Raw genomic sequence first — 24721 nt, 5'->3', positions numbered from 1 at the left:
CGCGGCGGACGCGGGGGGTGACCGGGCGCGATAAGGTCGGAACATGGCTGAACCACCGGAGATTCGTATCGGGACCGCTGAGCGTGAGGACGCTATGAAGCGGTTGTCGGATCACTTCGCGGCGGGGCGGTTGAGTGTCGCCGAATTCGACGAGCGGAGCGGAGTTGTCGCCGCGGCCTTGACCCGGGGTGACCTGGCGAAGGTGTTCGTCGATCTGCCGGAGCCGGTGAGTATGCAGAAGGCGGTGGAGGAGCCGCGGCGGGCTCGGTTCGGCGGCTTGGTGCCGGAGCGGATCATGCCGGTGGTGCCGATTCTGGCGGTGATTCTGTTCTTTGTTACGCATCAGTGGTGGGTGTTCTTGTTGATTCCACTGGTGGGTGCGGTGTTGTTCGGGGGTGCGAATCAGGTTCGGCAGCGTGGGGTGCGGCGGGACCGGAGGCGGGAGCGGTAGTGGAGCCGATCGAGATCAATGCGGGTAGTTGGTATTTGCGGGCGTTGCGGGCGGATGAGCGGATCGATGATCGGCCGGCGCTGGCGGACGGCGGGATCACCGATCCGGAGTATGTGGCGCGGCGGAGTGCGGGATGGGCTGCGGAGACGCAGTTTTCGTGGGCCGTGTGCGTGCCGACGACGGCGGAACTCGTCGCCGAGATCGTGGTGACGCCGGGGACGGATGGGACCGCCGAGGTGGTGGGCTGGGCGCGGGACGGGTATCGGGCGGCGCTGGAGGACAGCCTTCCCACCGTGCACCGATTCACCGCCGGGGCGCTGGGATTGACGCCGCGCGACGCCTCCTGACGGCGTGTAGGTGCGCGCCGTCGGATCGCGCGGGTGGGGGCACGCGAGCCGGCGGGGCACGGGCGGGGAGTAGCGTGCCGAGCATGGAGCGGGCTGCGCTGGATGCGGAAAAACTGCGGCGGGATGTGGTCGAGGGGCCGGAGAAGTTCTTCTCCGGGCTCGAAGTGGTGGAATCGACAGGGTCGACGAATGCGGACCTGGTCGCGCGGGCCATGGATTCGGATGCGGATCGGCTGGTGTTGATCGCGGAGGCGCAGGAGAAGGGGCGGGGGCGGCACGAGCGGCAGTGGGTCAGTCCGGCGCGGGCGCAGATCGCCATGTCGGTGCTGGTGCGGGCGCGGGGGATCGATCCGGCGGTGCTGGGGTGGTTGCCGTTGCTGACCGGGGTCGCCGTGGTGGATGCGGTGCGGGCCGCGACCGGGGTGGGGGCGGTGCTCAAGTGGCCCAATGATGTGCTGGTCGAGGGGCGCAAGCTGGCGGGGATTCTGGCCGAGATCGCGGCCGCCGGCGCTGATCCGGCGGTGGTGGTGGGGATCGGGTTGAATGTGAGCCTCACCGAGGCGGAACTGCCGGTCCCGCATGCGACTTCGCTGCTGCTGGCCGGGGCGGCCGAGACCGATCGGACGGCGTTGGTGACGGCGATACTGCGGGAGTTCGCGCAGCGGTTCGCGGCCTGGGAGGCCGCGGGGTGGGATATCACCGAGTTGGCCGCCGCTTATCGCGATCGCTGTTCCACCATCGGCGCGCAGGTGCGGGCCGAGATTCCCGGCGGTGAGGTGCTCACCGGGATCGCCACCGGGGTGGATGAATTCGGGCGGTTGCTCATCGGTGATCGTGCGGTGTCGGCGGGTGACGTCACCCACCTGCGCGCCGAATATTGATCCCGCGCAGGGCTTTCCGTATGTGACCCGCGCCTAGTGGTGGGTTTTGGTCGGTTTATCGGGCTTACGCTGCCCGTTGCCGTTGCCGTTCCCAGTGCCGCCGTTGGGCTGGTTGTCGACCGGCGGCTCGGCACTACCGGGAACTGTGGGCAGGTTCGGTATCGGGAACGGGATCGTGACCTGTGTGGTGGTCGGAGCCGCCGTGGTGCCCGTGGTCGCCTGCGTCCCGGCGTCCGAACTTTCCTGTGGTGGAGCCGGATTGACCGCCCGCGTCGATACGTTCCCGGTGAACCGCGGCGCTTCCGTCGCCGCGGTGGTCGGTTCGGCCGTGGCGTTCGGACCCGGCGCCGGAGCCGAAGTGGTCTGCGTCGGCGATGAATCCGAATCCTGTCCGGCACGCCACAGCGCCAGCCCGGTACCGGTACCGGTGAGCAGCGCCGCGATGGCTACGATCGCCGCGAAGCGCCGCGGAAACGCCGGTGCGGGAACGGGTTCGACGGGCGTCACCCCGTCCTCCGCCTCCGCACCGCCCGGATCCACCCGCACCGCACCCTCGGCACCATTCCGTCCCCCCGCCGCGAGCACCCCCGCCATCGTGGTGCGCCGCCCGGGTACAGCGGTCAGCGGCGCGGTGGGTGCGCTGCCGACGGCGGCGAGCGGAGTGGTCGGCGCCGACCCGGCCGTATCGAGCGCATTGCGCGCCTGTGCCGCGAATTCGCCGGTGGTGGACGGTCGTTCGCCCGGATCCTTGGCGAGCGCGCGGATGATGACGTCGTCGAGCGCGGCCGGCAGCGTGGGATCGGATTCGCTGACCCGCGGCGGTTCGGCGATGAGGTGCGCGTGCATCTGCCCCGCCGGATCGGGGGCGGCGAAAGGTCTTCGGGCCGTGAGCGCTTCGTGCAGCACGCAGGCCAGCGAATAGGTGTCGGAGGCGGGAACGGCGGCGCCGGTGAACCTTTCGGGCGCCATATAGGCGGGGGTGCCGATCACGGTCCCGGTGCCGGTGAGCGTCGCTTGCCCGGTCTGCTGAGCGGTCCCGAAATCGATGAGATAGGTGAACCCACTGGGGCAGATCACGATATTGGAGGGTTTGACGTCCCGATGCACCAGCCCCCGGCGGTGCGCCTCGTCGAGCGCGGCCGCCGCCTGTGAAATCATGTCCACCGCCCTCGACGGAGACAGCGGCCCGCCGGCGCGCAGCAGCAGGCCCAGATCGGTGCCGTCCAGGTACGCCATATCGATGAACAGCCGACCGTCGTGCTCACCGAAGGTGTGGATCGGCACCACATGTGGTTCCCGCAGCTGCGCCGCGGCCCGCGCCTCGCGTTGGAAACGCTGCCGGTAGATCGGATCGGCACCGAGCTCGCGCGCCAGGATCTTCAAGGCGACGGTCCGTTCGGTGTGCGTATCGTGCGCCCGCCACACCTGCCCGGTTCCGCCGTTGCCCAGCAGTTTCTCGAGCCGATAGGGACCGAAATGCTCGTCCCCCATGAGAACTGATCCTTCCGTGCCGACAAGCTTCCGTTAGGGGACTACCCCCGATTCCGGAAGTTTCTCGCTCGGGCAGCGCAGTGGTTGTGCCGCTGTCGCGTGGTAGGCGAGGGTGGTGCTGCGGTTATCGCGACTTCCCCGGCTTGTCGGGCTTGTGTGCGCTGCCGCCGTGGTGGCTCGGTCCGGGGTGATCCACCGGCTCGCGCGGGTCCGAGTCCGGGGCGGGCGCGGACGGGCTCGCGGCATCCGGCGGTGCCACGCCCGAGGGTGCCGTGGTCTCCGGTTCCGACGCCGCGAGCTGCGGCGCGGATGGCGGAATCGTCTCCCGCGCAGGTGTTTTCGCGTCGGCCGTCGCCGTCGGCGTACTCGCTGGCGTTGGTGCCGAGCCGGTGTGCCCGGTAAACCACACCACGCCCATCCCCAGGGTGATCACCCAGGCGGCGAGCGCGACGACCGCGAGTGACACCGCAAGAACCCCAGCCACGGCACCCGGGTTTCCCGAGACCTCCGGCCGCGTGCCGCTCACCGGGCGCGCGTCCGGTATGGGCTGCGTGCCGGGCGGATCGATGCCGGGTGCTTCCGCCGCTATCGCAGCCGCGGCCGCGAATTCCCCTGCGCTGGCGTACCTTTGCGCCGGATCCTTCGCCATGCCGCGGGCGATCACCCGGTCGAGGGCGATGGAGACCGCCGGTGCGAGCGAGGAGGCCGCGGGCGGATCGGTTTCCAGCTGCGCACGCATGAGCTGCGCCGGGTTGCCGGTGCGGAAAGGCCGTTGCCCCGTGAGGCATTCGTACAGCACGCACGCCAGCGAGTAGATATCCGAACGCGCGCCGGCGATTCCGGCGTAGCGTTCCGGGGCCAGGTAGGCGGGCGTGCCGATCAGCATCCCGGATCGGGTGATGCTCGTCTGCCCGTCGTCCAGCACCGACCCGAAGTCGATCAGGTATGCCGTGTCGTCGGGCGCCACGATGATGTTCTGCGGCTTCACATCCCGATGCACCAGCCCGGCCGCGTGCGCTTCGTCGAGCGCCGCGGCTATCTGCGCGATGAGCCCGACCGCGGCGGCGGGCGCGAACGGCCCTTCCCATTCCAGCAGCGCCTCGATATCCAGCCCGTCCACGAATTCGGACTCGATGTAGAGCCGTCCTTCGAGCTCACCGAAGGCGCGCACCGCCACTACATGCGGACCGTGCAGCAGCGATGCGGCCCGGGCTTCCCGTTCGAAGCGCCGCCGGTACTCCGGATCCGCGGTCAGTACCGGCGCGAGCAGTTTGAGCGTGGCGGTGCGCCCGGTTTCGGTGTCGTGCGCCCGCCAGACCTGCGCCGAACCGCCACTGCCGAGTAGTTCGTCGAGGCGGTAGCGGCCCAGGTAGCCATCCGCCACTGCTGTCCTCTCGTTTCACCCGGGGGCTTACCCTAGTGGCCCGAGAGGCAAAACTGGTCAGACGGTTTGCAATTCGCCGCGGGCGGCTTCCCGCGCGAGCAGGCGATCGCGCTGCTCCTCGAACTTGAGCACATCCTGTTCGAGCTTGGCGACATACGCCGCGAGGGTCTCCCGCGCCTGCTCGCCGCGCGCCCCGAAGTCGTTGCGCTCGAAGATGTTCCAGTTCTTCAGCACCGGATTCACCACCTCCTCCAGATGCTGGCGCAGATCGTAGATGCCGTGCTTGGCCATCAGCACCCCGTTGCGCCGCCAGTTCGGCATCCCGGACCCGGGCATGACGAAATTGGTGAGCACCTTGGTGATGGCCTCCAGCGCCTGATCCGGCACCAGATCCAGCCCGGCCCCGCACAGCGTCCGATAGAAGATCATGTGCAGGTTCTCGTCGGCGGAGATGCGCTGCAACATCCGGTCGGCGATGGCGTCGTTGCACACCCGGCCGGTATTGCGATGCGAGATCCGGGTGGCCAGCTCCTGGAACGTCACGTACGCGACGTTCTCCAGGAACCCGCCCCAATCGTCGGGCGACTGCGCGCCATTGGTCATGTGGATCATCCGCGCCTGTTCCAGGGCCACCGGATCCACGCCGCGCGTCACCACCAGGTAATCCCGCATGACGATGCCGTGCCGGTTCTCCTCGGCCGTCCAGCGCCCCACCCAGGTGCCCCAGGCCCCGTCCTGGGAGAAGTTCTCGGCGATCTCCCGGTGGTAGGAGGGCAGATTGTCCTCGGTGAGCAGGTTGGTGACCATGGCGATCTTGGCGACCTCGCTCAGCTGCGACTGCGAGGGGTCCCAGTCCTCACCGCCCAGCGCGGCGAAGTTGCGGCCCTGGTCCCACGGCACGTAGTCGTGCGGGTGCCAGTCCTTGGCCATCGACAGGTGGCGGTTCAGATTCGCCTCCGCCACCGGCTCGAGTTCTCGGAGAATTTGCAGCTGGGTCAACTCTCGGGTCACACACGCCTCCTGTGTCATGCAGGGCAAGAATGGTGTCGCGCGGGGGACAGCTGGGCGGAGCTCGGCAGAACGTGATCGCCGATGTTACGCGCGAGGGCCGCACGATTGTGCGTCACACCGCTTCTCGGCGTCAGGCATTCTGGCATCTCGGCGCGGTAGCGTGTGCGCATGGGTTATCCGGAGGAGGCGCTGGCGCCCGAAGAGCGACTACTGCTGCACCGTCATCCGCATTGGAAGATGTTGTTCTGGCCCGCTGTGACTTTCATCCTGATCACCGCATTGGCCGGATTCGGCGCGGGGGTCGTTTCCCGCAATACCGAAGGTGGCGTGCGGTCCTGGCTGCTGCTCGCCATTCTGGTGCTGTGGGTGGTGATCGTGTGCTGGCGGTCGGTGATTCCGCTGATCCGTTGGAAGTCGACGCATTTCATCATCACCGACCGCCGGGTATTGATTCGCCAAGGCGTATTGACCCACACCGGCATCGACATTCCGATGAACCGGATCTCGAATGTGCAGTTCCGCCACGGCCTCTTCGATCGCATGCTCGGCACCGGCACCCTGATCGTCGGCTCGGCCTCGGAGGACCCGCTCGAGTACGACGACATCCCGGAGGTGCAGAAGGTGCACGCGCTGCTCTATCACCAGGTTTTCGATGTGGTGCAGAACAATCCGGGCAACGGCGGCGGCTACTACGGATCCGGGCCGGCTTACCCGTAGGCTTACTGCGTGACCGCCGTACTGCTGGCCGAAGACGACGAGGCCATTGCCGCGCCGCTGTCGCGGGCGCTGGGGCGCGAGGGCTATGCGGTGACCGTGGAGAGCTACGGTCCCGCGGTCCTGGAACGGGCCCTCGAAGGCGGTCACGACCTGCTGATCCTCGACCTCGGCCTACCCGGTATGGATGGCCTGGAGGTGTGCCGTCAGGTGCGCGCCCGCGGGGCCGATCTGGCCGTGCTGATGCTCACCGCGCGCACCGACGAGGTCGATTTCGTGGTCGGCCTGGATGCCGGCGCCGACGACTACGTCGGCAAGCCGTTCCGCCTCGCCGAACTGCTGGCCCGGGTGCGGGCGCTGTTGCGGCGCAGCGGAATCGGGGACGAAGCGGTCGAAGTGGGCGGTATCCGCCTGGAGCCGGCGGCGCGCCGCGTGCTGGTGAACGGCGTCGAGGTGAACCTGGCCAACAAGGAGTACGAGCTGCTGAAGGTGCTCATCGACCGTGCCGGACAGGTGGTCTCGCGCGAGACCATCCTGCGCGAGGTGTGGGGCGATGCCGATCTGCGCGGCTCCAAGACCCTCGATATGCACATGTCGTGGCTGCGCCGGAAGATCGGCGACGAGGGTCCGGTGGCCGAACGCCGGATCGTCACCGTGCGCGGCGTAGGCTTCCGCTTCAATACCGACTAGCTCGTCCGTCGGAACCGATCGTTCTGTGCTGTTGCGCGCGCGTACCCCACCCGAAAGCCCGGCGAAGCGAGGCATCTCGACGATGAGACGCAGGATCCTGCTGTCCATGGTGGCCGCGCTGACCCTCACCACACTGGTGCTGGGCGTGCCGCTGGCCTTCACCGCGTGGCAGTGGGTGGAGGACATCACCCGCAACGAACTGCGCAATCGCCTGGACCGGATCGCGGTGGAGGTGGTGGCGCAGGAGAAGGACGACGGCCTGGTGCACGGCGAGCTGGATCTGCGGTCGGTGCGGCCGCTGATCCCGGCGGGCGGGCGGCTGACCGTCGTGTACCCGACGCCGCAGGACAATGCCTCGCGGCTCGATGTGGGCCCGGACGCGGTCGACGATCCGATCATGGAATCCCTCGCGATGGGCACCTCCGGTTCGCTGCGCCTGGAAACCCCTGCGGCGCCGATGCATTCGATGCAGCGGCAGGCGCTGGGCGCGGTGGTGGGGCTGGTGCTCATCTCGCTCGGTGCGGGTATCGCGGTGGCGGTGGTGACCGCGCGGCGGGTCGCCGATCCGCTGCGCGATGTGGCGGCCCGGGCGGCGCGCCTGGCCATGGGTGACTTCCGGGCCGATCCGCGCCGCCACGGCATCACCGAACTGGACCGGGTCTCGGACGTACTCGATTCCGCCACAGTCGAAATCGCGGGCCGCCTGCAACGCGAGCACGCCCTGGTCGCCGATGTCTCGCATCAGCTGCGCAGCCGCCTCACCGCGGTGCGCCTACGCCTGGACGAGCTGTCCACGCACCACGATCCGGAGGTGGTGCACGAGGCGGAAGAGGCCATGGCGCAGGTGGATCGGCTCACCGACGCCATCGACGAACTGGTGCGCGCCTCCCGCGACGAGGGTGCGGCCGAACGCGATCCGGTGCCGGTCGTCGCGGAATTGCGTGGGGTGGTGGCGGAGTGGCGGCATCCTTTCGCGGAGGCGGGCCGCAAACTGGTGCTGCTCGGCGACCCGACCCTGCGGGCCCCGGTGACCGGTTCCCGGCTGCGCGAGGCGGTCGCGGTGCTGGTCGACAACGCGCTCATGCACGGCGGCGGCACCTGCACGGTCTCGGTCCGCACGGTCACCGGCGGCCGCCTCGACGATCGCGAACCCCTGGTGGTGGTGGAGGTCGCCGACGAGGGTGACGGCGTCCGTGACGAACTCGCCCCGCACATCTTCGATCGCGGTTTCTCGGCCGCCGGTTCCACGGGTGTGGGCCTGGCGCTGGCCCGCGCGCTCATCGAGGCCGATGGCGGCCGGCTGGAGCTGCAACGCCGCCGGCCCGCCCTGTTCGCGGTCTTCCTGGGCTCCTCCGGCGCTTCCCGCCCGCAGAACGGCCCGGTCACCGAACCGCGCTGATCTTCTATCCGTTCTCTAACCATTGGTTATCGAGAGTTGAAAAGTGGCTTCCTACTGTCGGTTTCGTTGTGAGGGAGCGATGAGCGCCTCCTCGACGCGAGGACAGGAGTGGTTATGCCGAAGTTCACCGTGCGCCGGATCGTGGGAGCGGGCCTGATCGGAGCGACGGGGCTGCTGGTGCTGGCGGTGCCGGCCAATGCCGCCGAACCCGCCGAGGCGACCGAGATCGCGCTGCCGGACACCGGGAGCGCGGGCGGCCGGGCCGAGCGGCCCGAGCACGGCCGGATCGTCATCCAGGATCGGGACGGCCGGGTCGAGTATCGCGATGGTCAGTTGCCGCCCGGGGTGGACGCGGTTCCGGCGATTCCGATCACTCCGGGACAGCCGCTGCCGGATGGCGTGACCATCATCCAGCGGGATCCTGGCGTGTCAGATGCACCGGGCGCGCCGCAGATCACCATCGTGCGCCCGGTTCGCTGATAGTTGTCCGGTCGCCGCGATCAGTATCGTCGACGGGTGTGACGGCTCCCCGGATTCTGGTGGTGGACGATGACGTCAGGGTGCTGACGTCGGTGGCGCGGGGGCTGCGGATGTCCGGTTTCGAGGTCGAGACCGCGGCGGACGGAGCCTCCGCGCTGCGGCATATCGCGGCCGACGCGCCGCAGGCCATGGTGCTGGATCTGAACATGCCCAACTTGGATGGCGTGGGCGTGGTGACGGCCCTGCGGGCGCTCGGCAACGAAATCCCGATCTGCGTGCTCAGCGCCCGCTCCGAGGTCACCGACCGCATCGACGCGCTGGAGGCGGGCGCGGACGACTACCTGACCAAACCCTTCGATCTCGGCGAACTGGTGGCCCGGCTGCGCGCCATGCTGCGGCGCGCGCCCGCACCCTCGCACGCCGCCGACGATCGCACCGTGGTGGGTCCGCTCACCATCCATCCCGGGGCCCGCCGCGCCTACCTCGACGGTGCGCCCCTCGACCTCACCAAACGCGAATTCGACCTGCTGGTCGCTCTGGCTTCCGCACCCGGCCAGGTGCTTTCGCGCGCCCAGCTGCTGGATCGGGTGTGGGGCTACGACTTCGAAACCCAGACCAAGGTGGTCGATGTGTTCGTTTCCTATCTGCGCCGCAAACTGGAGGAATCCGGGCGGCCCCGGCTGGTGCACACCGTGCGCGGGGTCGGCTTCGTGCTCCGGGAAGAGCTGTGAGACGGCCGTTCTCGCTGCGCGCAAGAGTGGCGCTCGCGAGTGCGGCGACCGCCGCCGTGGTGGTGGGGGCGGTCGCGGCGGTGCTGTTCGCGGTCGCGCCCAATGATGCGAACAATCAGGTCGGCAGGGTCGTGAAGGCCATCGCCATCCATCCGACGGTGCTGGTGGACGGGCAGCCCGCCCCATCCGCGCCCGCGCTGCCCGCCACCCCCGGCATGGTCATCCGCACCGATTCCGCCCCCGATTCCCTCGATTTCTCGCGCACCGTGCCGCTGGACGGGTCCGCCGTGACGGTCGCGGTGCCGCACGACGTGGCGACGGATTCGGTTGCCCAGCAACGCCTTCGAATCGTCCTGATCGGTGTCGCCGCGATCGCGCTGGCGGCCGTGCTGGGCTGGTTCTTCGCCTCGCGGGCGGTAGCGCCACTGCGCCGTCTCACCACGGCCACAGCCGATTTGGGCGACGAACTGTCCCTGACAGCTCCGCCCGGCCCGATGGCCAGCGAGACCGGCGAACTCGCCGATGCCATGAACACCATGCTGGCGCGCATCGCCGCCGAACGCCGGCACACCGACGAAGCCCTGGTCACCGCAAGGGATTTCGCCGCCACCGCCGCTCACGAACTCCGCACCCCCCTCACCGCCATGCGCACCGACCTCCAGGTACTTCGCTCGATGAAGCTCTCCGACACCGATCGCGACGAGATCCTCGACGAGGTGCTGACCAGCCAGCGCTCCATCGAATCCACCCTCTATGCCCTGGAACGCCTCGCCATGGGCGACCTGACCACGGAATCCGATTGGGAAGACCTGGATCTGGGTCAGCTGGTCGATCAAGTGGTGGAAGACGCCCGCCGGTCCCATCCGGCCGTCGAAATCTCCGCCGACGAAGTCGAAGCGGTCCGCCTGCGTGGCCTGGCGGCGGGCCTGCGATCGGTGCTCGACAACGCGATCACCAATGCGGTCCGGCACGGCAAGGCCGGTCGGATCGAGATCGCCGCGCACGAAACCGATGATCTGGTGACCCTGACCATCGACGACGACGGCTCGGGAATCCCGGAAGCCCAGCGGGAGAAGGTTTTCGAGCGCTTCTATCGCAGCGGATCCGAGCCGGGCAACGGCCTCGGATTGGCCTTGGTAGCGCAGCAGGCGCGGCTACACGGCGGCACGGCCGTGATCAGCGACAGCAGCCTCGGCGGCACCCGCCTCACCCTCACCTTGCGCGGGGACCAGGCGATCCCGGGGGCATGAGCCGAAGAGAGTCAGCCTCGCGCGGAGACCGGGGTCGGTGTGAGCCCGGCAGAGCGCCTCGCACCGAGACCGGGGGGTTTCAGGGGCGTCAGCCCCTGAGAGCCACGAGAGTTGTAATCAACTGTGCCCGAGCTGCTCTTCGTTCTCGCTGATGAGATCTTCGAACTCCTCCTGGAGCTCCTGCATTTCGTCGGGAAAGACCCATTTGCGCATGGACCAGAACCGGAACGCCATCTGCAAAAGGTTGCCGATAATGAACGCGCTGACGAAGTCCGCCACATTCTCGACCGTGAAGCTCACATTCGGCTGCCGCAGATCGAACACATAGCTCGATACATACAGCGGCAGCGAGGCCAGCAACACACCCACGCCGCTCACCGCGAAGAACAGCAGCGCCTCGTGATGCTTCTCGCGCCCGCCACGCTTGTCGAAGGTCCATTCCCGATTCAGGATGTAGGACGCGATGACCGCGATCACACCGGACAGGATGCGCGCCACCGTCGGTTTGGTGTCGAGGACGGTCAATTTCAGGAGGTAGAAGATGCCGATGTCGATCACGAACGTGGTCGCACCGACAATCGCGAACTTCAGCAGTTCGGAATGGCGGTCTGCGAGGTCCCGCAACGGTTTGGGCAGGACGTTTATCACGTCGTCGACAAATGACACGAAGCCGAGTCTACGGCTCCCGGCGAACCGGTGACCAACCCGCACGGAAGCCCCCGGTGGGTGTCATGACAACATTGTCGAACGTGAGCGCCCGTGCCTTCGACTCCTCCGCGATGCCCACCGTCACCATGATCGGCGGCGGCCAGCTCGCGCGCATGACCCATCAGGCCGCCATCGCACTGGGCCAGCGGTTGCGAGTGCTGGCCGAGCACCCCGATGATCCGGCCGCGCAGGTGACGCCGGACGTGGTGCTGGGCAGCCACCAGGACCTGGCCGCGCTGCGTAAAGCCGCGGTCGGTTCGCACGCCGTGACCTTCGATCACGAGGGCGTGCCCACCGAACTGCTGGAAGCGCTGATCGCCGAGGGCGTGAACGTGCAGCCGCCGCCGAGCGCGCTGATCTTCGCCCAGGACAAGCTGGCCATGCGCCGCAAACTGGCCGAGCTCGGCATTCCGATTCCGGCCTTCACCGAGGTGACGTCGGCCACCGAGGCCATCGCCTTCGGTGACGAGCACGGGTGGCCGTTCGTGCTCAAGGCGGTGCGCGGCGGCTACGACGGCCGCGGCGTGTGGATGCCCGCCGATGCCGCCGAGACCACCCGCGTCGTGGAAGACCAACTGGCGCACGGCGTCCAGCTGCTCGCCGAGGCCAAGGTCGACCTGAAGCGCGAACTCTCCGCCATGGTCGCCCGTTCCCCCTTCGGCCAGGCCGCCGCCTGGCCGGTGGTGGAGACGGTGCAGCGCAACGGCCAGTGCGCCGTGGTGATCGCGCCCGCCCAGGATCTGGAGGAGTCCAAGGCCACCGCTGCGGCGGCCCTGGCTTTGCGGCTGGCGGCCGAACTCGGCACCACCGGCGCGATGGCCGTGGAACTCTTCGAAACCCACTCCGGCGACCTCCTGGTCAACGAACTCGCCATGCGCCCGCACAACTCCGGCCACTGGGGCATGGACGGCGCCTGCACCGGCCAGTTCGAACAGCACCTGCGCGCAGTCCTGGATTACCCGCTGGGCAGCACCGAACCCCTCGCCCCCGTAACCGTCATGGCGAATATCCTGGGCGCTCCCGAAGCCCCGGCGATGTCCATGGACGAGCGCCTGCACCACCTGGCCGCCCGCATCCCCGAAGCGAAGGTGCACCTCTACGGCAAGGGCGAACGCCCCGACCGCAAGATCGGCCACATCAATATCCTCGGCGACGACGCCGCCGTGGCCCGCGAGAAAGCAGAGCGCGCGGCCCACTGGATGTCGCACGCCATCTGGACCGACGGATGGGATCCCCACCATGACTGACACCGCGCAAGTTGGCCTGATCATGGGCTCCGACTCCGACTGGCCCACCATGGAGGCCGCCGCGGAAGCCTTGGCCGAGTTCGGAATCCGCTTCGAGGTCGGCGTGGTCTCCGCCCACCGCACCCCCCAGCGCATGCTCGACTACGCCAAGTCGGCGGCCGGCCGCGGCATCAAGGTCATCATCGCGGGCGCGGGCGGCGCGGCCCATCTGCCGGGCATGGTGGCTTCGGCGACGGCGCTGCCGGTGATCGGCGTCCCCGTCCCCCTGAAGTACCTCGACGGCATGGACTCCCTGCTCTCCATCGTGCAGATGCCCGCCGGCGTCCCGGTCGCCACCGTCTCCATCGGCGGCGCTCGCAACGCGGGCCTGCTGGCCGTCCGCATCCTGGCCGCCGCCGATCCCGAATTGCGTTCCCGCATGGAGGCTTTCCAAGCCGGCCTGGAGACCATGGTGCTGGAGAAGGACGCGGCGCTGCGCAACAAACTGCTGGGCTGATCAGCGCGGCGAACACACCGACTACCGTTGTCTGGTGCCCAGCGACCTGAACGAGACCGCCCGCCGCCTGACCGTCGTGGATCAGGCGTTGCGGTTGTTCACCGAAAAGGGTTACGAGGCAACCACGGTCGATGAGATCGCGGAGGCGGCGGGGATCTCGCGGCGGACGTTCTTCCGGCAGTTCCGGTCGAAGGAAGATGTGGTCTTCGCCGATCACGAGTCGCAGTTGACGCAGGCCCGGGCGTTTCTGGATGGGGCGCACGGGGATCCGTGGGACGCGGTGTGCGAGGCCGTGGTCGAGGTTTTCGAGCGGTTCACGCAGTGGCGGGAGCTGGCGGCCCGGCGCTACGGGGTGGTGCGGCAGGTGCCGACCTTGCGCGAGCGGGAGATCGTGACGGTGTTCCGCTACGAGCGCCTGTTCACCGATTTCCTGCGCAGCCGCCTGCCCGGTTCCTCGGATCTCGCGCTGGTGCAATTCACCGCCGCGGTGACGGCCACGCACAACTACATGCTGCGCAGGCTGGTTCGCGGCGAGTCCGATGCCAGCCCGCAGGATCTGTCGGCGGCGCTGTTCGCGATTCCGCGGGCGGGGACGGTCACCACCGCGAGCGGTCCGGACTCGGACGAGATGGTGGTCGCGGTGTTTCCACGCGCTCTTTCCCCTCGGCAGGTCGCCGATCTTCTCGCCCGTCGGCTCGATACCCTTTGAGCAGGCTCCGCCACCCTGTTTCCGGGGGTTCGGGAGCATGTCCCGGTGCGTCTCCCGGCACCTTTCCGGGGGTACGGGGGCTTGCCCCCGAAGATCTCTCCCCGCGTGACCGCGAAGCGGTTGTGACACTCGGTGCCAGAGTTGTGTGATGAAGTACCCGCACGTGGCCGCCCTGTCGCGGCGTATAGTTGGCTTCAACTGGCACTGAGTGCCGCACCGACGACCAGGAGAGACACCTCATGGCGGGCAACCCCGACTTCAATCTGTTCCAGCTCGAGGACTTCCACAACGAGCTGCGTGCGGCCATTCGCGGCCTGGCCGAGAAGGAGATCGCGCCCTACGCCAAGGACGTCGACGGCAACTCGCGCTTCCCCGAGGAGGCGCTGACCGCGCTGAACGCGGCCGGCTTCAACGCCGTGCACGTGCCGGAGGCCTACGGCGGCCAGGGCGCCGACTCCGTCGCGACCTGCATCGTGATCGAAGAGGTCGCCCGCGTCTGCGGTTCCTCCTCGCTGATCCCGGCCGTGAACAAGCTCGGCACCATGGGCCTGATCCTGAACGGCTCGGAAGAGCTCAAGACCAAGGTGCTCGCCGATATCGTCGACGGCAAGATGGCCTCCTACGCCCTCTCCGAGCGTGAGGCCGGCTCCGACGCCGCCTCCATGCGCACCCGCGCCCGCCAGGACGGCGACGGCTGGATCATCAACGGCTCCAAGTGCTGGATCACCAACGGCGGCAAGTCCGATTGGTACACCGTCATGGCCGTCACCGATCCCGACAAGGGCGCCAACGGCATCTCCTCGTTCATGGTGCACAAGGACGACGAGGGCTTCGTGGTGGGCCCGCTGGAGCACAAGCTGGGCATCAAGGGTTCGCCCACCGCCGAGCTGTACTTCGAGAACTGCAAGGTGCCGGGCGACCGCATCGTGGGCGAGCCGGGCACCGGTTTCAAGACCGCGCTCCAGACCCTGGACCACACCCGCCCGACCATCGGCGCGCAGGCCGTCGGTATCGCGCAGGGCGCCCTGGACGCCGCGATCGCTTACACCAAGGACCGCAAGCAGTTCGGCAAGACCATCGCGTCCTTCCAGAACACCGAGTTCATGCTGGCCGATATGGCCATGAAGATCGAGGCCGCCCGCCTCATGGTCTACACCTCGGCCGCCCGCGCCGAGCGTGGCGAGAAGAACCTCGGTTTCATCTCCGCCGCCGCCAAGTGTTTCGCCTCCGATGTGGCCATGGAGGTCACCACCAACGCGGTGCAGCTCTTCGGTGGCGCCGGCTACACCACCGACTTCCCGGTGGAGCGGATGATGCGCGACGCCAAGATCACGCAGATCTACGAGGGCACCAACCAGATCCAGCGCGTCGTCATGTCGCGTCAGATCCTGCGCTGAAAACCCTTCGGTAGCTAAGGGATTGCTCCGGGACGCCGGGGGCCGCGGTTGGGGCGGCCTGCCGGGTCACCGGAGCTTTTCTTTGTGTCTTCCCCGGGTAAAGCCGTGGTTTCGGGGCTGTTTGTCCGTGCATGGGAGGGGCACTATGGACTCATGGCCGGAGTCGAAATCACCGACACCTTCGTCCGGCGCACCTTGGCCGACGGACGGGTGGAAGAGGTCGCGTGGACCGAATTGACAGAGGTACGGATCATTACGACGGCCGACGGGCCGTTCGCCGAAGACGTGTTCTTCGTGTTGATCGGGGCCACGGGTAAGGGTTGTGTGGTGCCGCATTCGGCGGCCGACCGGGCGTTTCTCGCGCGTTTGCAGGCGCTACCCGGGTTCGACAACGAGAAGGTGGTCGAGGCGATGGTGAGCGTCGCCGACCGGCAGTTCCTGGTGTGGCGGCGGGCGCAGTCCTCGCGCTACGACGGCCGCCACCGCGCGAATTAGGCGACCAGGTCGGCGTATTCGGGATGCGCCGCGATGTACTTCTCGACGTACCAGCAGGTGGGGATGATCGAAAAGCCTTCCGCGCGTGCGTCGTTCAGCGCGTATTCGACCACTTGGGCGGCAATGCCGCGGCCCCGGAACTCCGGGAACGTCATGGTGTGCTGGATGTCGCGGATTTTCGTGTCGCCGTCGACCCGCTCCGCGTAGTCGGCGTAGCCCGCGAGAGTGTCATCGAGAAAGATCTCGTAGCGGGTCGCGTCGGTGTTGTGCTCCAGCCTCGTGCTCATGATCGATATCAACTCCATTGTGTGGGGGATTGTTCCGCCCCGTAGGGGCGTGAAAGGGGTGGCGGGGGCAAAGCCCCGGACCCCCTTGTCCGGACCGCTGCGCGGTCAGAGGACCGCGCCCGGGTTGAGGATGCCGTGCGGGTCCAGGGCGTCCTTTATGCGTCGGGTGAGAGCCATCACGTCCGGTCCGAGCTGGTCCGGCAGCCAGGCTTTCTTGAGGCGGCCGACGCCGTGTTCTCCGGTGATGGTGCCGCCCAAGCTGATGGCGAGGTCCATGATCTCGCCGAAGGCCAGGTGGGCGCGCTCGGCTTCGGCCGGGTCGTTCGGGTCGTGGACGATCAGCGGGTGGGTGTTGCCGTCGCCCGCGTGCGCGATCACGGAGATGAGCACCTCGCGATTCCGTGCGATATCGGCGATGCCGTTGACGAGATCGCCGAGCCGGGGGAGCGGCACGCCGACGTCCTCGAGCAACAGCGGCCCCTTGCGCTCGACGGCCGGGATCGCGAATCGCCGTGCGGCGCAGAAGGCTTCGCCCTCCTCCGGATCGTCGGTGCGGAAAGCCTCGGTGGCTCCGGCTTTTTCGCAGGCCGCGAGCATGATGTCGGCCTCGTGCCCGGCGAACTGACCGGGTGCGTCCGATCGCGCCACCAGCAGCGCGGCGGCCCCGCGATCGAGCCCCATCCGCAGCTCGTCCTCGACGGCATTGATCGCCACCGAATCCATGAATTCCAGCATGGAGGGCCGCAATTGGCCGGTGATGGCGCGGATGGCCTCGGTGGCGGCGGTCATGGTGGGGAAGCCGGCGACCACCGTCGACTGCGGCGGCTGCGCGGGCAGCAATCGCAGGGTGAGTTCGGTGATGATGCCGAGCGTGCCTTCGCTGCCCACGAACAGTTTGGTCAAAGACAGTCCGGCGGAGTCCTTCAGCCGCGGCCCGCCCAGCCGCACCGCGGTCCCGTCCGCCAGCACCACTTCCATCCCCAGCACGTAATCGGTTGTGACGCCGTACTTCACGCAGCACAGCCCGCCCGCATTGGTGGCCGCGTTCCCGCCGATCGAGCAGATCTCGAACGAGGACGGGTCCGGCGGATACCACAGCCCCTGCTCGGCGACGGCCCGCTTGACCTCCGCGTTCAGCAGTCCCGGCTGCACGACCGCGGTCCGGGTGACGGTGTCGACGCTGATCTCGCGCATCTTCTCGGTGCTCAGCACCAGCGCCCCCGCCTGCGCGGTGGCGCCGCCGGACAATCCGGTCCCCGCTCCACGCGGCACGATGGGCACACGATGCTCGTGTGCCCATCGGACGACAGTGGAAACCTGTGCGGTGGTGAGCGGCCGGACCAAGGCGAGACCGATCCCGGCCTCCGGGTCCAGCGCCCGGTCTTGCCGGTACGCCGCCAGGATGTCGGGATCGGTCACCACCATGCCGTCCGGCAGCAGTTGGCGGAGGGTGTCGAGCTGGTTCGGGTCCACGTTCTGAAAGCTACGTGCTCCCGCTGGTTTTGTCCGGAAACCTCAGCGCGCGGTCGGCCGGGCGAGGACGAGGGCCGAGGCCAGCACCACCGCGATGATGCCCAGCGCCGCCAGCCCGGCGATCTCCATGCCGTGCACGAAATCGCCCACCCCGTGCGCGTTTCCGACCGCTCCGAAGAACACGGTCCCGAGCACGGTCGCCCCGATGGCATTGCCGAACTGCTGTGCGGTGGTGAGCACCCCCGCACCCATCCCGGCCTGATGCGCCGGAATGGTACCGGTCGACAGCACGGCTCCGATGGTCGACGGAATCGACAGGCCGTTGCCCGCGCCGACCAGCATCATGCCCGGAATCAGCGCGGCGGCGCTGATCGCCGACCCGTACCAGGCCAGGGTGGCCATGGTGAGGAGCATGCCGGTGAGGCTGACGGTCGCGCCGATCACGATCACCCGATTCCCCACCCGCTCAGCGACTTTGCGGGCGAAGAACGAGGTGGTGGCGAAGGTCAGGCCCAGCGGCGCGAAGGCCAGTCCGGCGGCCAGCGGCGACATGCCGAGCCCGTTCTGCAACAGCAGGGTCAGGCAGAGCATGAAGCCGGCGAAGAAGGCCAGGTACCCGCCGGAGACGATCATTCCGGCCCCGAACACGCGATCCCGCACCAGCGAGGTGTCCAGCACGGGTTCGCCGCCGCCGCGCAGCAGCCGGTTCTCGTAGCGCAGGGTCAGCAGCAGCACCGGCAGCGCCGCGGCCATCGACACCCAGGTCCACACCGGCCAGCCTTCGGGGCGGCCCAGGGTGACGGGGATGAGCACCATGGCCAGCGCGGCCGAGATGCCGAGCGCGCCAACGGGATCCATCTTGGGCCGCCGGGTCTGTTCGGTGCGCGGCAGCCACCGCGCGGCCAGCACCGCCGCGACGATGCCGATCGGCAGGTTGATGAAGAAGATGGTCCGCCAGCCCCACCCGAACAGGTCCAGGTCGAGCAGCACGCCGCCGAGCACCTGCCCCGACACCGCGCCGAGTCCGACGGTGGCGCCGAATCCGGCCATCGCCTTGGGGCGCTCCTCGACCGGGAACATGGTGTTGATCAGGGCCAGCATCTGCGGCACCAGGGCGGCGGCGGTAATGCCCTGCAACACCCGGAATCCGACGAGGGACCAAGCGTCCCAAGCCAATCCGCAGAGCAGCGAGGCGATGGCGAAGGCGATCATGCCGATCAGGAACATGCGCCGATGCCCGAACCGGTCGCCGAGCCGCCCGCCGGTGATGAGCCCGGAGGCGTAGGCGAAGCCGTACCCGCCGACGACGAGCTCCAGTGCGGCTTCCCCGGCGTGCAGATCGTGCTGTAGGGACGAGGCCGCCACATTGACCACGAAGTAGTCGAACATGGCCATGAACATGGCGGTGAGGATGACGGGCAGGGCGCGCCAGCGGTTCGGGTCGATTCCGGGTGCGGAAAGTGTTGGGGCAGGACGGGTCTGCATGGTGGTCACGGTGTGCTCCCGAGAAGTGGGCCGAGGGAGGGGATGAGGTGCGGCGTTGCGGTCCTAGGGGGTTCGGGGGCTTGGCCCCCGCCCCGTTTTCTTCGAGTCTCCAAGGTTGTAACTAACCGGTTGGTTGTTGATATTCCACCCGCTCGCCCTACTTGTCAACCAGTTGGTTGGTTACCATGAATCCCATGGCCGGTATCCGCGATCCCGAAGCGACCAAGGCGCGCATCTTCGATGCCGCGACAGCCGAGTTCGCCGAGTACGGCATCGCGGGCGCGCGCGTCGACCGCATCGCCAAGAACGCCCAGGCCAACAAGCAACTCATCTACGCCTACTTCGGCGACAAGGAGAAGCTCTTCCACAAGGTCCTGGAGAAGGCCATGCTCGATGTCGCGGGCTCGGTCACCACCGATATCGAGGATCTCGACACCTGGATCGACGAGCACATCGACTACCACCGCCGGAACCCGGAATTCCTGCGCCTGCTGATGTGGGAAGCCCTGGAACTGGGCGCGGAGAAGGCTTCCGGCGACGAACGCCGCTGCGGCCGTTACCACGAGAAGCGCACCAAGATCGAGATCGCCCAGGGCAAGGGCCTGATCCGCGACGATATGCCCCCCGGCTTCGTCCTGCTCCAGCTGATGAGCGTCATCAACTACCCGATGGCCCTCCCGCAGGTCACCCTGTTCACCCTCGACAGCGGCGGCCCGGCGGATCCGGAGATCATGCGCGCCTGGACCAAGGACGCCATCCGGCGCATCGTCGCCCCGCCCCCGCCCGCCTCCTGATTCCCGCGCGGTTACACTGCCGCGGTGTCCGATGCCAAGCTAGAGATTCAGATGCTCCACGACCGGGTGATGGTCAAGCTCAGCCCCGAGGCGGGCGAGCGGCGCAGCAGCGGCGGCATTCTCATCCCGGCCACCGCGCAGGTGGCCAAACGCCTGTCCTGGGGCGAGGTTTGCGGTGTCGGCGCGCACGTGCGCGCCGTGACGGTCGGCGATCAGGTGCTCTTCAGCGCCGATGACCAGTTCGAGGTGGAGGTCGGCGCACAGGCGTATTACGTGCTGCGCGAACGCGATCTGCACGCCGTCGCCAATACCCACCCCGAACACGGCACCGGCCTGTACCTCTAGATGGTCTTGATGGTCCCGCCGTCGATCACGAAGTCCGCGCCGACGATATTGCCCGCCCGCTCCGAGACCAGATAGGTGACCAGCGCCGCCACCTCGTCGGCTTCGGAGATGCGTCCCGAGGCGATGCCGAACTGGGCGGGTACCGCGGCCAGGAACTCTTCCTGCGCAACGCCATTGGTCGAGGACAGCCGCGCGCCCAGGCTGTCCGGGCCGCGCCAGATCGAGGTCCCGACCACGCCCGGCGATACGGTGTTCACCCGCACTCCGGCGGGCGCGAACTCCTCGCTGAGCCGCTTGCTGAACGAGCTGAGCCCCGCCTTGGCCTCGCTGTAGCCGACCGGGCCGACCGCCGGGATGCGGGAGTTGATGGAGGCCACGTTCACCACCGCGCCCCGGCGCTCGATAATGCTCGGCAGCGCCGCCCGGGTGGTCGACACCACGCCGAACAGGTTGAGGTCGAACATGATTCGCCACTGTTCGTCATCGGTGTCCAGGAACCCGTCGAGGCTCAGCTTGTCGCCGTCGCCGCCGCCGACATTGTTGACCAGGATGTCGATCCCGCCGAGCTCTCGCAGGGCCGTCCCGACCGCCGCGACCGCGCCCGCGGTCGTGCTCAGATCGGCGGAAACGGTTGCCGCCGCGACTTTTTCGAGCTCCGGGGTGATGGTGCGGGCCACGCCGGCCACCCGCACGCCCTCCGCGGCCAGCGTTTCGGCGATGGCCAGTCCGATGCCCCGGCTGGCGCCGGTGACGAGCGCGGTCTTGCCGTTCAATCCGAGATCCATGATGTGTGCCTTTCTTGAACTACAGGTCAAAAACTAGGGCAAAAGAAAAGGCCGCAGGTCGCGACCTCGATTTCAGAGTGTGGACAGGGTGGTGTCGATGATCCGGTACATGGTCTCGGCGTCCGACACCTTGGCGGTGACGCGGAGTCCGCCGGCCGTGGTCATCAAGTACTCCGCATACGCGCGAGCATCGACTTCGGCGCGTACATCGCCCTCGCGCTGCCCTTGCTCGATGCGTGCCTCGAAGGCTTCGACCATGTGCTCGTACGCATCTCGCACCGCCTTGGTCGCCGCCGTGTCCTGCCCCGCGAGCTCCATGGCGGTATTCACCACGAGGCAGCCACGCGGAACCGGAGCCTCCAGATCGCTGTCCACCAGGAATCGCAACCAGGCCGTCAATCGCTCCCGGGCGGTCCCGGGCTGGGACAGGATCCCCTGTGCGAGTTCAACTCCCGCTCGGTCATATCTGGCCATCGCGAGATCGAACAGCTCCCGCTTGCTTCCGAAAGCGTTGTACAGGCTGCCTTTTCCGATCCCGGTGGCCTCGGCCAGCTGTGCGGGCGAGCAATTCGCGTATCCGTGGGTCCAGAACGCCTCCATCGCCGCCTCCACCACGGAGTCGGTTTCGAAGTTGCGCGGCCTGCCCACGTCAGCGACGGTACTCCATTCTTGACCTCGTGGTCAAGAACAAGAGGAAAGATTCGGCCCGCGCCCTGGCAGGGGCGCGGGCCGAATCTCTTTGCGTGAGCCGCGCTTACAGCGCCTTCAGCTCCTCGGTGACCGCACCGACGGACTTCTTGGCGTCGCCGAACAGCATGGAGGTGGTGTCGGCGTAGAACAGCGGGTTGTCGATGCCGGCGAAGCCGGAGTTCATCGAGCGCTTGAGCACGATGACCGACTTGGCCTTGTCGACGTTCAGCACCGGCATGCCGTAGATCGGGGACGAGGCGTCCTCGCGGGCGGCCGGGTTGGTGACATCGTTGGCGCCGATGACCAGGGCGACATCGGTACGGTCGAATTCGCCGTTGATGTCGTCCATTTCCTTCATGGCGTCATAGGAGACCTCGGCCTCGGCCAGCAGCACATTCATGTGGCCGGGCATCCGACCGGCGACCGGGTGGATGGCGTACTTGACCTCGACGCCCTTGGCCTCGAGCAGCGCCGCCATCTCCTTGACCGCGTGCTGGGCCTGAGCGACGGCCATGCCGTAACCCGGGACCACGATGACCTGGTTGGCGTAGGCCATCTGGATGGCCGCGTCGGCCGCGGAGGTGGCCTTGGCCTGCTTCTGCTCGCCGCCGGCGGCGCTGGGAGCCGTTCCGCCGCCACCGAATCCACCGGCGACGATGGCCGGGATGGAGCGGTTCATGGCCTTGGCCATCAGGTTGGTCAGGATGGTGCCGGACGCGCCGACGATCATGCCGGCCACGATCATGGCGGTGTTGTTCAGCGCCAAACCGGCCGCGGCGGCGGACAAACCGGTGAGCGCGTTCAGCAGCGAGATGACCACGGGCATATCCGCGCCGCCGATGGGCAGCACCACCATCAGGCCGAGAATGCCGGCCAGCACCAGCAGCAGGATCATCCAGTACTGCGGCACACCGTCCTTGGTGGCCCCGATGCCGATCACCACGGCCGCGGCGATGGAGCCCGCGAGCAGCAGCAGGTTCAGCGGCTGCTGGAGCTTGCCCACGCTGATCGGGCGGCCCGACAGCAGTTCCTGGAGCTTGGCGAAGGCGATGACCGAGCCCCAGAACGACACCGAGCCGATGATGGCCGCGAAGAGCGAACCGATCACGATGTGCACCGAAGGCTGTTCGTGCACCGCGGAGAACCCGTCGGTCTCCAGGAATTCGGCCCACGCGATGAGCGCCACGGTGCCACCGCCGACGCCGTTGAACGCGGCGACCAGCTGCGGCATGGCGGTCATCTTGGTGAAGCGGGCCGGGGGCACGCCCAGGCCGATGCCGACCACCAGACCGGCCACGATGATGATCCAGTTATTGGTGTCGCGGATGGAGATGAAGGTCGCGACGACCGCGATCACCATGCCGACCGCGGCGATCCAGTTGCCGCGCACCGCCGTCTTGGGACCGGTCAGGCCCATCAGGCCGTAGATGAACAGCGAGAAGGCGACGATGTAGAGAATATTGACCAGATTGTCCATGGCTTACTTGCTCGCCTTCTCTTGCGCGGCAGGCTTCTTCGCCTTGAACATGCCCAGCATGCGGTCGGTGACCACGAAGCCGCCGATCACGTTCAGCGTGCCGAACACGACCGCGACGAAGAGAATGATCTGCATGAGCACCGACGGGTGCTCGATCTTGCCGAACACCACCAGCGCGCCCAGCACCACGATGCCGTGAATGGCGTTGGTGCCCGACATCAGCGGGGTGTGCAGGGTATTGGGAACTTTGGAGATGACGGCGAAGCCGACGAACCCGGAGAGCACCAGGATCGCGATATTCGCCAGCAGTTCGGTGTACATCAGGCTTCCACCTCGCGCGTGACGCAGGAGTCCGCCAGCACCTGATCCTCGAAATCGGGCGCCAGCGCACCGTCTTTCAGCATCAGTTCGAGCAGGGCGGAGATGTTCTTGGAGTAGAGCTCGCTGGCGTGCTCCGGCATGGTGGCCGGCAGGTTCAGCGGCGAGGCGATGGTGACGCCGTGGCGCACAACGGTTTTGCCGGGTTCGGTCAGCTCGCAGTTGCCGCCGGTCTCACCGGCGAGGTCCACGATCACGCTGCCGGGCTTCATGCCCTCGACGGCGGCGGCGGTGACCAGGCGCGGGGCCGGGCGGCCGGGGACGAGCGCGGTGGTGACCACCACGTCGAAGCCCTTGATGGCGTTCTCGAGGGCCAGCTGCTGCTGGGCCTTCTCCTCGTCGGTGAGTTCGCGGGCGTACCCGCCCTCACCGGCGGCGTCGATGCCGAGGTCGAGCCACTGCGCGCCGACGGAGCGAACCTGGTCGGCGACCTCGGGCCGCACGTCGTAACCGGTGGTCCGGCCGCCGAGTCGCTTGGCGGTGGCCAGCGCCTGGAGTCCGGCCACGCCCACGCCCAGCACCAGCACGGTGGCCGGCTTCACGGTGCCCGCGGCGGTGGTCAGCATGGGGAAGAATCGAGTGGATTCCGAGGCGGCCAGCAGCACGGCCTTGTAGCCCGCGACGTTGGCCTGCGAGGAGAGTGCGTCCATCACCTGGGCGCGGGAGATGCGCGGAATCGCTTCCACCGCAAAGGCTTGCACGCCCGCGGCCTTCAGTGCGCCGATCTTGGTGTCGGCATTGCGCGGGGCCAGGAATCCGATCAAGGTCTGGCCGGAGGAGAGCTTCGCGATCTCGGCGTCGTTCGGCGGGGCGACCTTGACGACGACCTCGGCGCTCCACGGATCGCCGATGGTCGCACCGGCTTCGGTGTACGCCTCGTCGGGAATCAGTGCGCCCAGACCGGCACCGGCTTCGACGACCACCTCCACACCCTGCTTCAGCAGGGCCGGAATGATCTTCGGCACCAATGCGACGCGTCGTTCGTCCGGGTTCGTCTCACGAACCACGCCGACGCGCGCACCGCGGGGCGCAGCAGCCGTCTGTGCGCTCTGCGTTGTGTCCACTTGTCAAACTTCCTTCTCGTGGTGAGCCCAGGCCACCCTGGTTCTGCTTGATGGGCCGCGTC

Annotated in this window: 28 protein-coding genes; 16 read left to right on the top strand and 12 right to left on the bottom strand. The window is 68.0% G+C overall.

The features are described 5' to 3' along the window. Positions 1 to 43 precede the first annotated feature (43 nt). The 3 genes from NI1_RS11865 (at position 44) to NI1_RS11855 (ending at position 1679) form a co-directional block, all read left to right on the top strand. On the top strand, positions 44 to 451 hold the full coding sequence (locus NI1_RS11865; protein WP_067818507.1) for a DUF1707 SHOCT-like domain-containing protein: 408 nt from the start codon (positions 44 to 46) through the stop codon (positions 449 to 451). Continuing rightward, a complete protein-coding gene (locus tag NI1_RS11860) occupies positions 451 to 798 on the top strand; it encodes a hypothetical protein (RefSeq protein WP_067818504.1) in 348 nt (115 codons plus the stop codon). The genes NI1_RS11865 and NI1_RS11860 overlap by 1 nt, the downstream gene beginning before the upstream one ends. An 83-nt stretch (positions 799 to 881) precedes the next feature. Beyond that, a complete protein-coding gene (locus NI1_RS11855; RefSeq protein WP_067818501.1) occupies positions 882 to 1679 on the top strand; it encodes a biotin--[acetyl-CoA-carboxylase] ligase in 798 nt (265 codons plus the stop codon). A gap of 33 nt (positions 1680 to 1712) precedes the next feature. On the opposite strand, the gene NI1_RS11850 is transcribed toward NI1_RS11855, so the two are convergent. The 3 genes from NI1_RS11850 to NI1_RS11840 form a co-directional block, all read right to left on the bottom strand. Continuing rightward, complete coding sequence (locus NI1_RS11850) at positions 1713 to 3170, bottom strand: serine/threonine-protein kinase (RefSeq protein ID WP_067818498.1); 1458 nt, start codon at positions 3168 to 3170, stop codon at positions 1713 to 1715. A 124-nt stretch (positions 3171 to 3294) separates the two neighbouring features. Beyond that, complete coding sequence (locus NI1_RS11845) at positions 3295 to 4554, bottom strand: serine/threonine-protein kinase (protein WP_067818495.1); 1260 nt, start codon at positions 4552 to 4554, stop codon at positions 3295 to 3297. Between the two features lie 57 nt (positions 4555 to 4611). After that, positions 4612 to 5565: an acyl-ACP desaturase gene (locus tag NI1_RS11840; protein ID WP_067818493.1), complete on the bottom strand. Its 954-nt coding sequence runs from the start codon at positions 5563 to 5565 to the stop codon at positions 4612 to 4614. 168 nt (positions 5566 to 5733) lie between these two features. Here NI1_RS11840 and NI1_RS11835 point away from each other — a divergent pair, with 168 nt between their 5' ends. The 6 genes from NI1_RS11835 to NI1_RS11810 all read left to right on the top strand — a co-directional run bounded on the left by NI1_RS11835 (position 5734) and on the right by NI1_RS11810 (position 10829). Further along, on the top strand, positions 5734 to 6282 hold the full coding sequence (locus NI1_RS11835) for a PH domain-containing protein (RefSeq protein WP_067818490.1): 549 nt from the start codon (positions 5734 to 5736) through the stop codon (positions 6280 to 6282). A gap of 9 nt (positions 6283 to 6291) precedes the next feature. Next, complete coding sequence (locus NI1_RS11830; RefSeq protein WP_067720599.1) at positions 6292 to 6969, top strand: response regulator transcription factor; 678 nt, start codon at positions 6292 to 6294, stop codon at positions 6967 to 6969. Between the two features lie 82 nt (positions 6970 to 7051). After that, positions 7052 to 8368 carry a sensor histidine kinase gene (locus NI1_RS11825; RefSeq protein WP_067818487.1) on the top strand — a complete coding sequence of 439 codons (1317 nt, stop codon included), beginning with the start codon at positions 7052 to 7054 and terminating at the stop codon, positions 8366 to 8368. Positions 8369 to 8482: 114 nt separating this feature from the next. Next, the gene (locus NI1_RS11820; RefSeq protein WP_067818484.1) at positions 8483 to 8848 is read left to right on the top strand and encodes a hypothetical protein; all 366 of its coding nucleotides are present in this window, start codon (positions 8483 to 8485) and stop codon (positions 8846 to 8848) included. Next, positions 8848 to 9579 carry a response regulator transcription factor gene (locus NI1_RS11815; RefSeq protein ID WP_067818481.1) on the top strand — a complete coding sequence of 244 codons (732 nt, stop codon included), beginning with the start codon at positions 8848 to 8850 and terminating at the stop codon, positions 9577 to 9579. Before NI1_RS11820 ends, NI1_RS11815 begins: the two co-directional genes overlap by 1 nt. Next, positions 9576 to 10829 (top strand): HAMP domain-containing sensor histidine kinase, encoded by a 1254-nt coding sequence (locus tag NI1_RS11810; protein WP_067818478.1) that lies wholly within the window; start codon positions 9576 to 9578, stop codon positions 10827 to 10829. Before NI1_RS11815 ends, NI1_RS11810 begins: the two co-directional genes overlap by 4 nt. Positions 10830 to 10946: 117 nt before the next feature. Here NI1_RS11810 and NI1_RS11805 read toward each other — a convergent pair whose 3' ends face one another. After that, positions 10947 to 11495, bottom strand: a complete 549-nt coding sequence (locus tag NI1_RS11805) for a GtrA family protein (RefSeq protein ID WP_067818475.1) — start codon at positions 11493 to 11495, stop codon at positions 10947 to 10949. Between the two features lie 65 nt (positions 11496 to 11560). Between NI1_RS11805 and NI1_RS11800 the strand changes: the two genes are divergently transcribed. The 5 genes from NI1_RS11800 (at position 11561) to NI1_RS11780 (ending at position 15881) form a co-directional block, all read left to right on the top strand. After that, complete coding sequence (locus tag NI1_RS11800; RefSeq protein WP_067818650.1) at positions 11561 to 12784, top strand: 5-(carboxyamino)imidazole ribonucleotide synthase; 1224 nt, start codon at positions 11561 to 11563, stop codon at positions 12782 to 12784. Further along, positions 12777 to 13280 (top strand): 5-(carboxyamino)imidazole ribonucleotide mutase, encoded by a 504-nt coding sequence (purE, locus tag NI1_RS11795; RefSeq protein ID WP_067818472.1) that lies wholly within the window; start codon positions 12777 to 12779, stop codon positions 13278 to 13280. Before NI1_RS11800 ends, purE begins: the two co-directional genes overlap by 8 nt. 31 nt (positions 13281 to 13311) lie before the next feature. Then, positions 13312 to 13989, top strand: coding sequence for a TetR family transcriptional regulator (locus NI1_RS11790; RefSeq protein WP_439957251.1), 678 nt, complete (start codon positions 13312 to 13314; stop codon positions 13987 to 13989). Between the two features lie 239 nt (positions 13990 to 14228). Next, complete coding sequence (locus NI1_RS11785) at positions 14229 to 15386, top strand: acyl-CoA dehydrogenase (protein WP_067818466.1); 1158 nt, start codon at positions 14229 to 14231, stop codon at positions 15384 to 15386. A 153-nt stretch (positions 15387 to 15539) separates the two neighbouring features. Continuing rightward, positions 15540 to 15881: a hypothetical protein gene (locus tag NI1_RS11780; RefSeq protein ID WP_067818463.1), complete on the top strand. Its 342-nt coding sequence runs from the start codon at positions 15540 to 15542 to the stop codon at positions 15879 to 15881. On the opposite strand, the gene NI1_RS11775 is transcribed toward NI1_RS11780, so the two are convergent. From NI1_RS11775 to NI1_RS11765, 3 genes are all read right to left on the bottom strand, one after another. Further along, on the bottom strand, positions 15878 to 16168 hold the full coding sequence (locus NI1_RS11775) for a GNAT family N-acetyltransferase (protein WP_067818647.1): 291 nt from the start codon (positions 16166 to 16168) through the stop codon (positions 15878 to 15880). The two genes, NI1_RS11780 and NI1_RS11775, sit on opposite strands and share 4 nt — an antisense overlap. 105 nt (positions 16169 to 16273) lie before the next feature. Further along, entirely contained in the window at positions 16274 to 17593 is a 1320-nt protein-coding gene (locus tag NI1_RS11770; protein WP_067818644.1) for an FAD-binding oxidoreductase, read from the bottom strand. A 90-nt stretch (positions 17594 to 17683) separates the two neighbouring features. Further along, positions 17684 to 19126, bottom strand: a complete 1443-nt coding sequence (locus tag NI1_RS11765) for an MFS transporter (protein WP_067818641.1) — start codon at positions 19124 to 19126, stop codon at positions 17684 to 17686. Between the two features lie 194 nt (positions 19127 to 19320). On the opposite strand from NI1_RS11765, the gene NI1_RS11760 reads away from it, so the two are divergent. Beyond that, a complete protein-coding gene (locus NI1_RS11760) occupies positions 19321 to 19920 on the top strand; it encodes a TetR/AcrR family transcriptional regulator (RefSeq protein WP_067818639.1) in 600 nt (199 codons plus the stop codon). A 24-nt stretch (positions 19921 to 19944) separates the two neighbouring features. After that, positions 19945 to 20265 (top strand): GroES family chaperonin, encoded by a 321-nt coding sequence (locus NI1_RS11755; protein ID WP_067818461.1) that lies wholly within the window; start codon positions 19945 to 19947, stop codon positions 20263 to 20265. On the opposite strand, the gene NI1_RS11750 is transcribed toward NI1_RS11755, so the two are convergent. The 5 genes from NI1_RS11750 to NI1_RS11730 form a co-directional block, all read right to left on the bottom strand. Then, the gene (locus NI1_RS11750) at positions 20262 to 21050 is read right to left on the bottom strand and encodes an SDR family NAD(P)-dependent oxidoreductase (RefSeq protein WP_067818458.1); all 789 of its coding nucleotides are present in this window, start codon (positions 21048 to 21050) and stop codon (positions 20262 to 20264) included. The genes NI1_RS11755 and NI1_RS11750 overlap by 4 nt on opposite strands. Before the next feature lie 72 nt (positions 21051 to 21122). After that, on the bottom strand, positions 21123 to 21698 hold the full coding sequence (locus NI1_RS11745; RefSeq protein ID WP_067818455.1) for a TetR/AcrR family transcriptional regulator: 576 nt from the start codon (positions 21696 to 21698) through the stop codon (positions 21123 to 21125). 106 nt (positions 21699 to 21804) lie between these two features. Continuing rightward, complete coding sequence (locus NI1_RS11740; protein ID WP_067818452.1) at positions 21805 to 23217, bottom strand: NAD(P)(+) transhydrogenase (Re/Si-specific) subunit beta; 1413 nt, start codon at positions 23215 to 23217, stop codon at positions 21805 to 21807. Positions 23218 to 23220: 3 nt separating this feature from the next. Beyond that, positions 23221 to 23538, bottom strand: coding sequence for an NAD(P) transhydrogenase subunit alpha part 2 (locus tag NI1_RS11735; RefSeq protein ID WP_067818449.1), 318 nt, complete (start codon positions 23536 to 23538; stop codon positions 23221 to 23223). Beyond that, positions 23538 to 24659: a Re/Si-specific NAD(P)(+) transhydrogenase subunit alpha gene (locus NI1_RS11730; protein ID WP_067818447.1), complete on the bottom strand. Its 1122-nt coding sequence runs from the start codon at positions 24657 to 24659 to the stop codon at positions 23538 to 23540. Before NI1_RS11730 ends, NI1_RS11735 begins: the two co-directional genes overlap by 1 nt. Positions 24660 to 24721: the final 62 nt, after the last annotated feature.

Origin of the sequence: Nocardia inohanensis NBRC 100128 (assembly GCF_001612945.1) — a bacterium.
Lineage (GTDB): Bacteria > Actinomycetota > Actinomycetes > Mycobacteriales > Mycobacteriaceae > Nocardia > Nocardia inohanensis.
The sequence above is the reverse complement of the archived record's forward strand: the minus strand, read 5'-3'. Positions and strand labels throughout refer to the sequence as shown.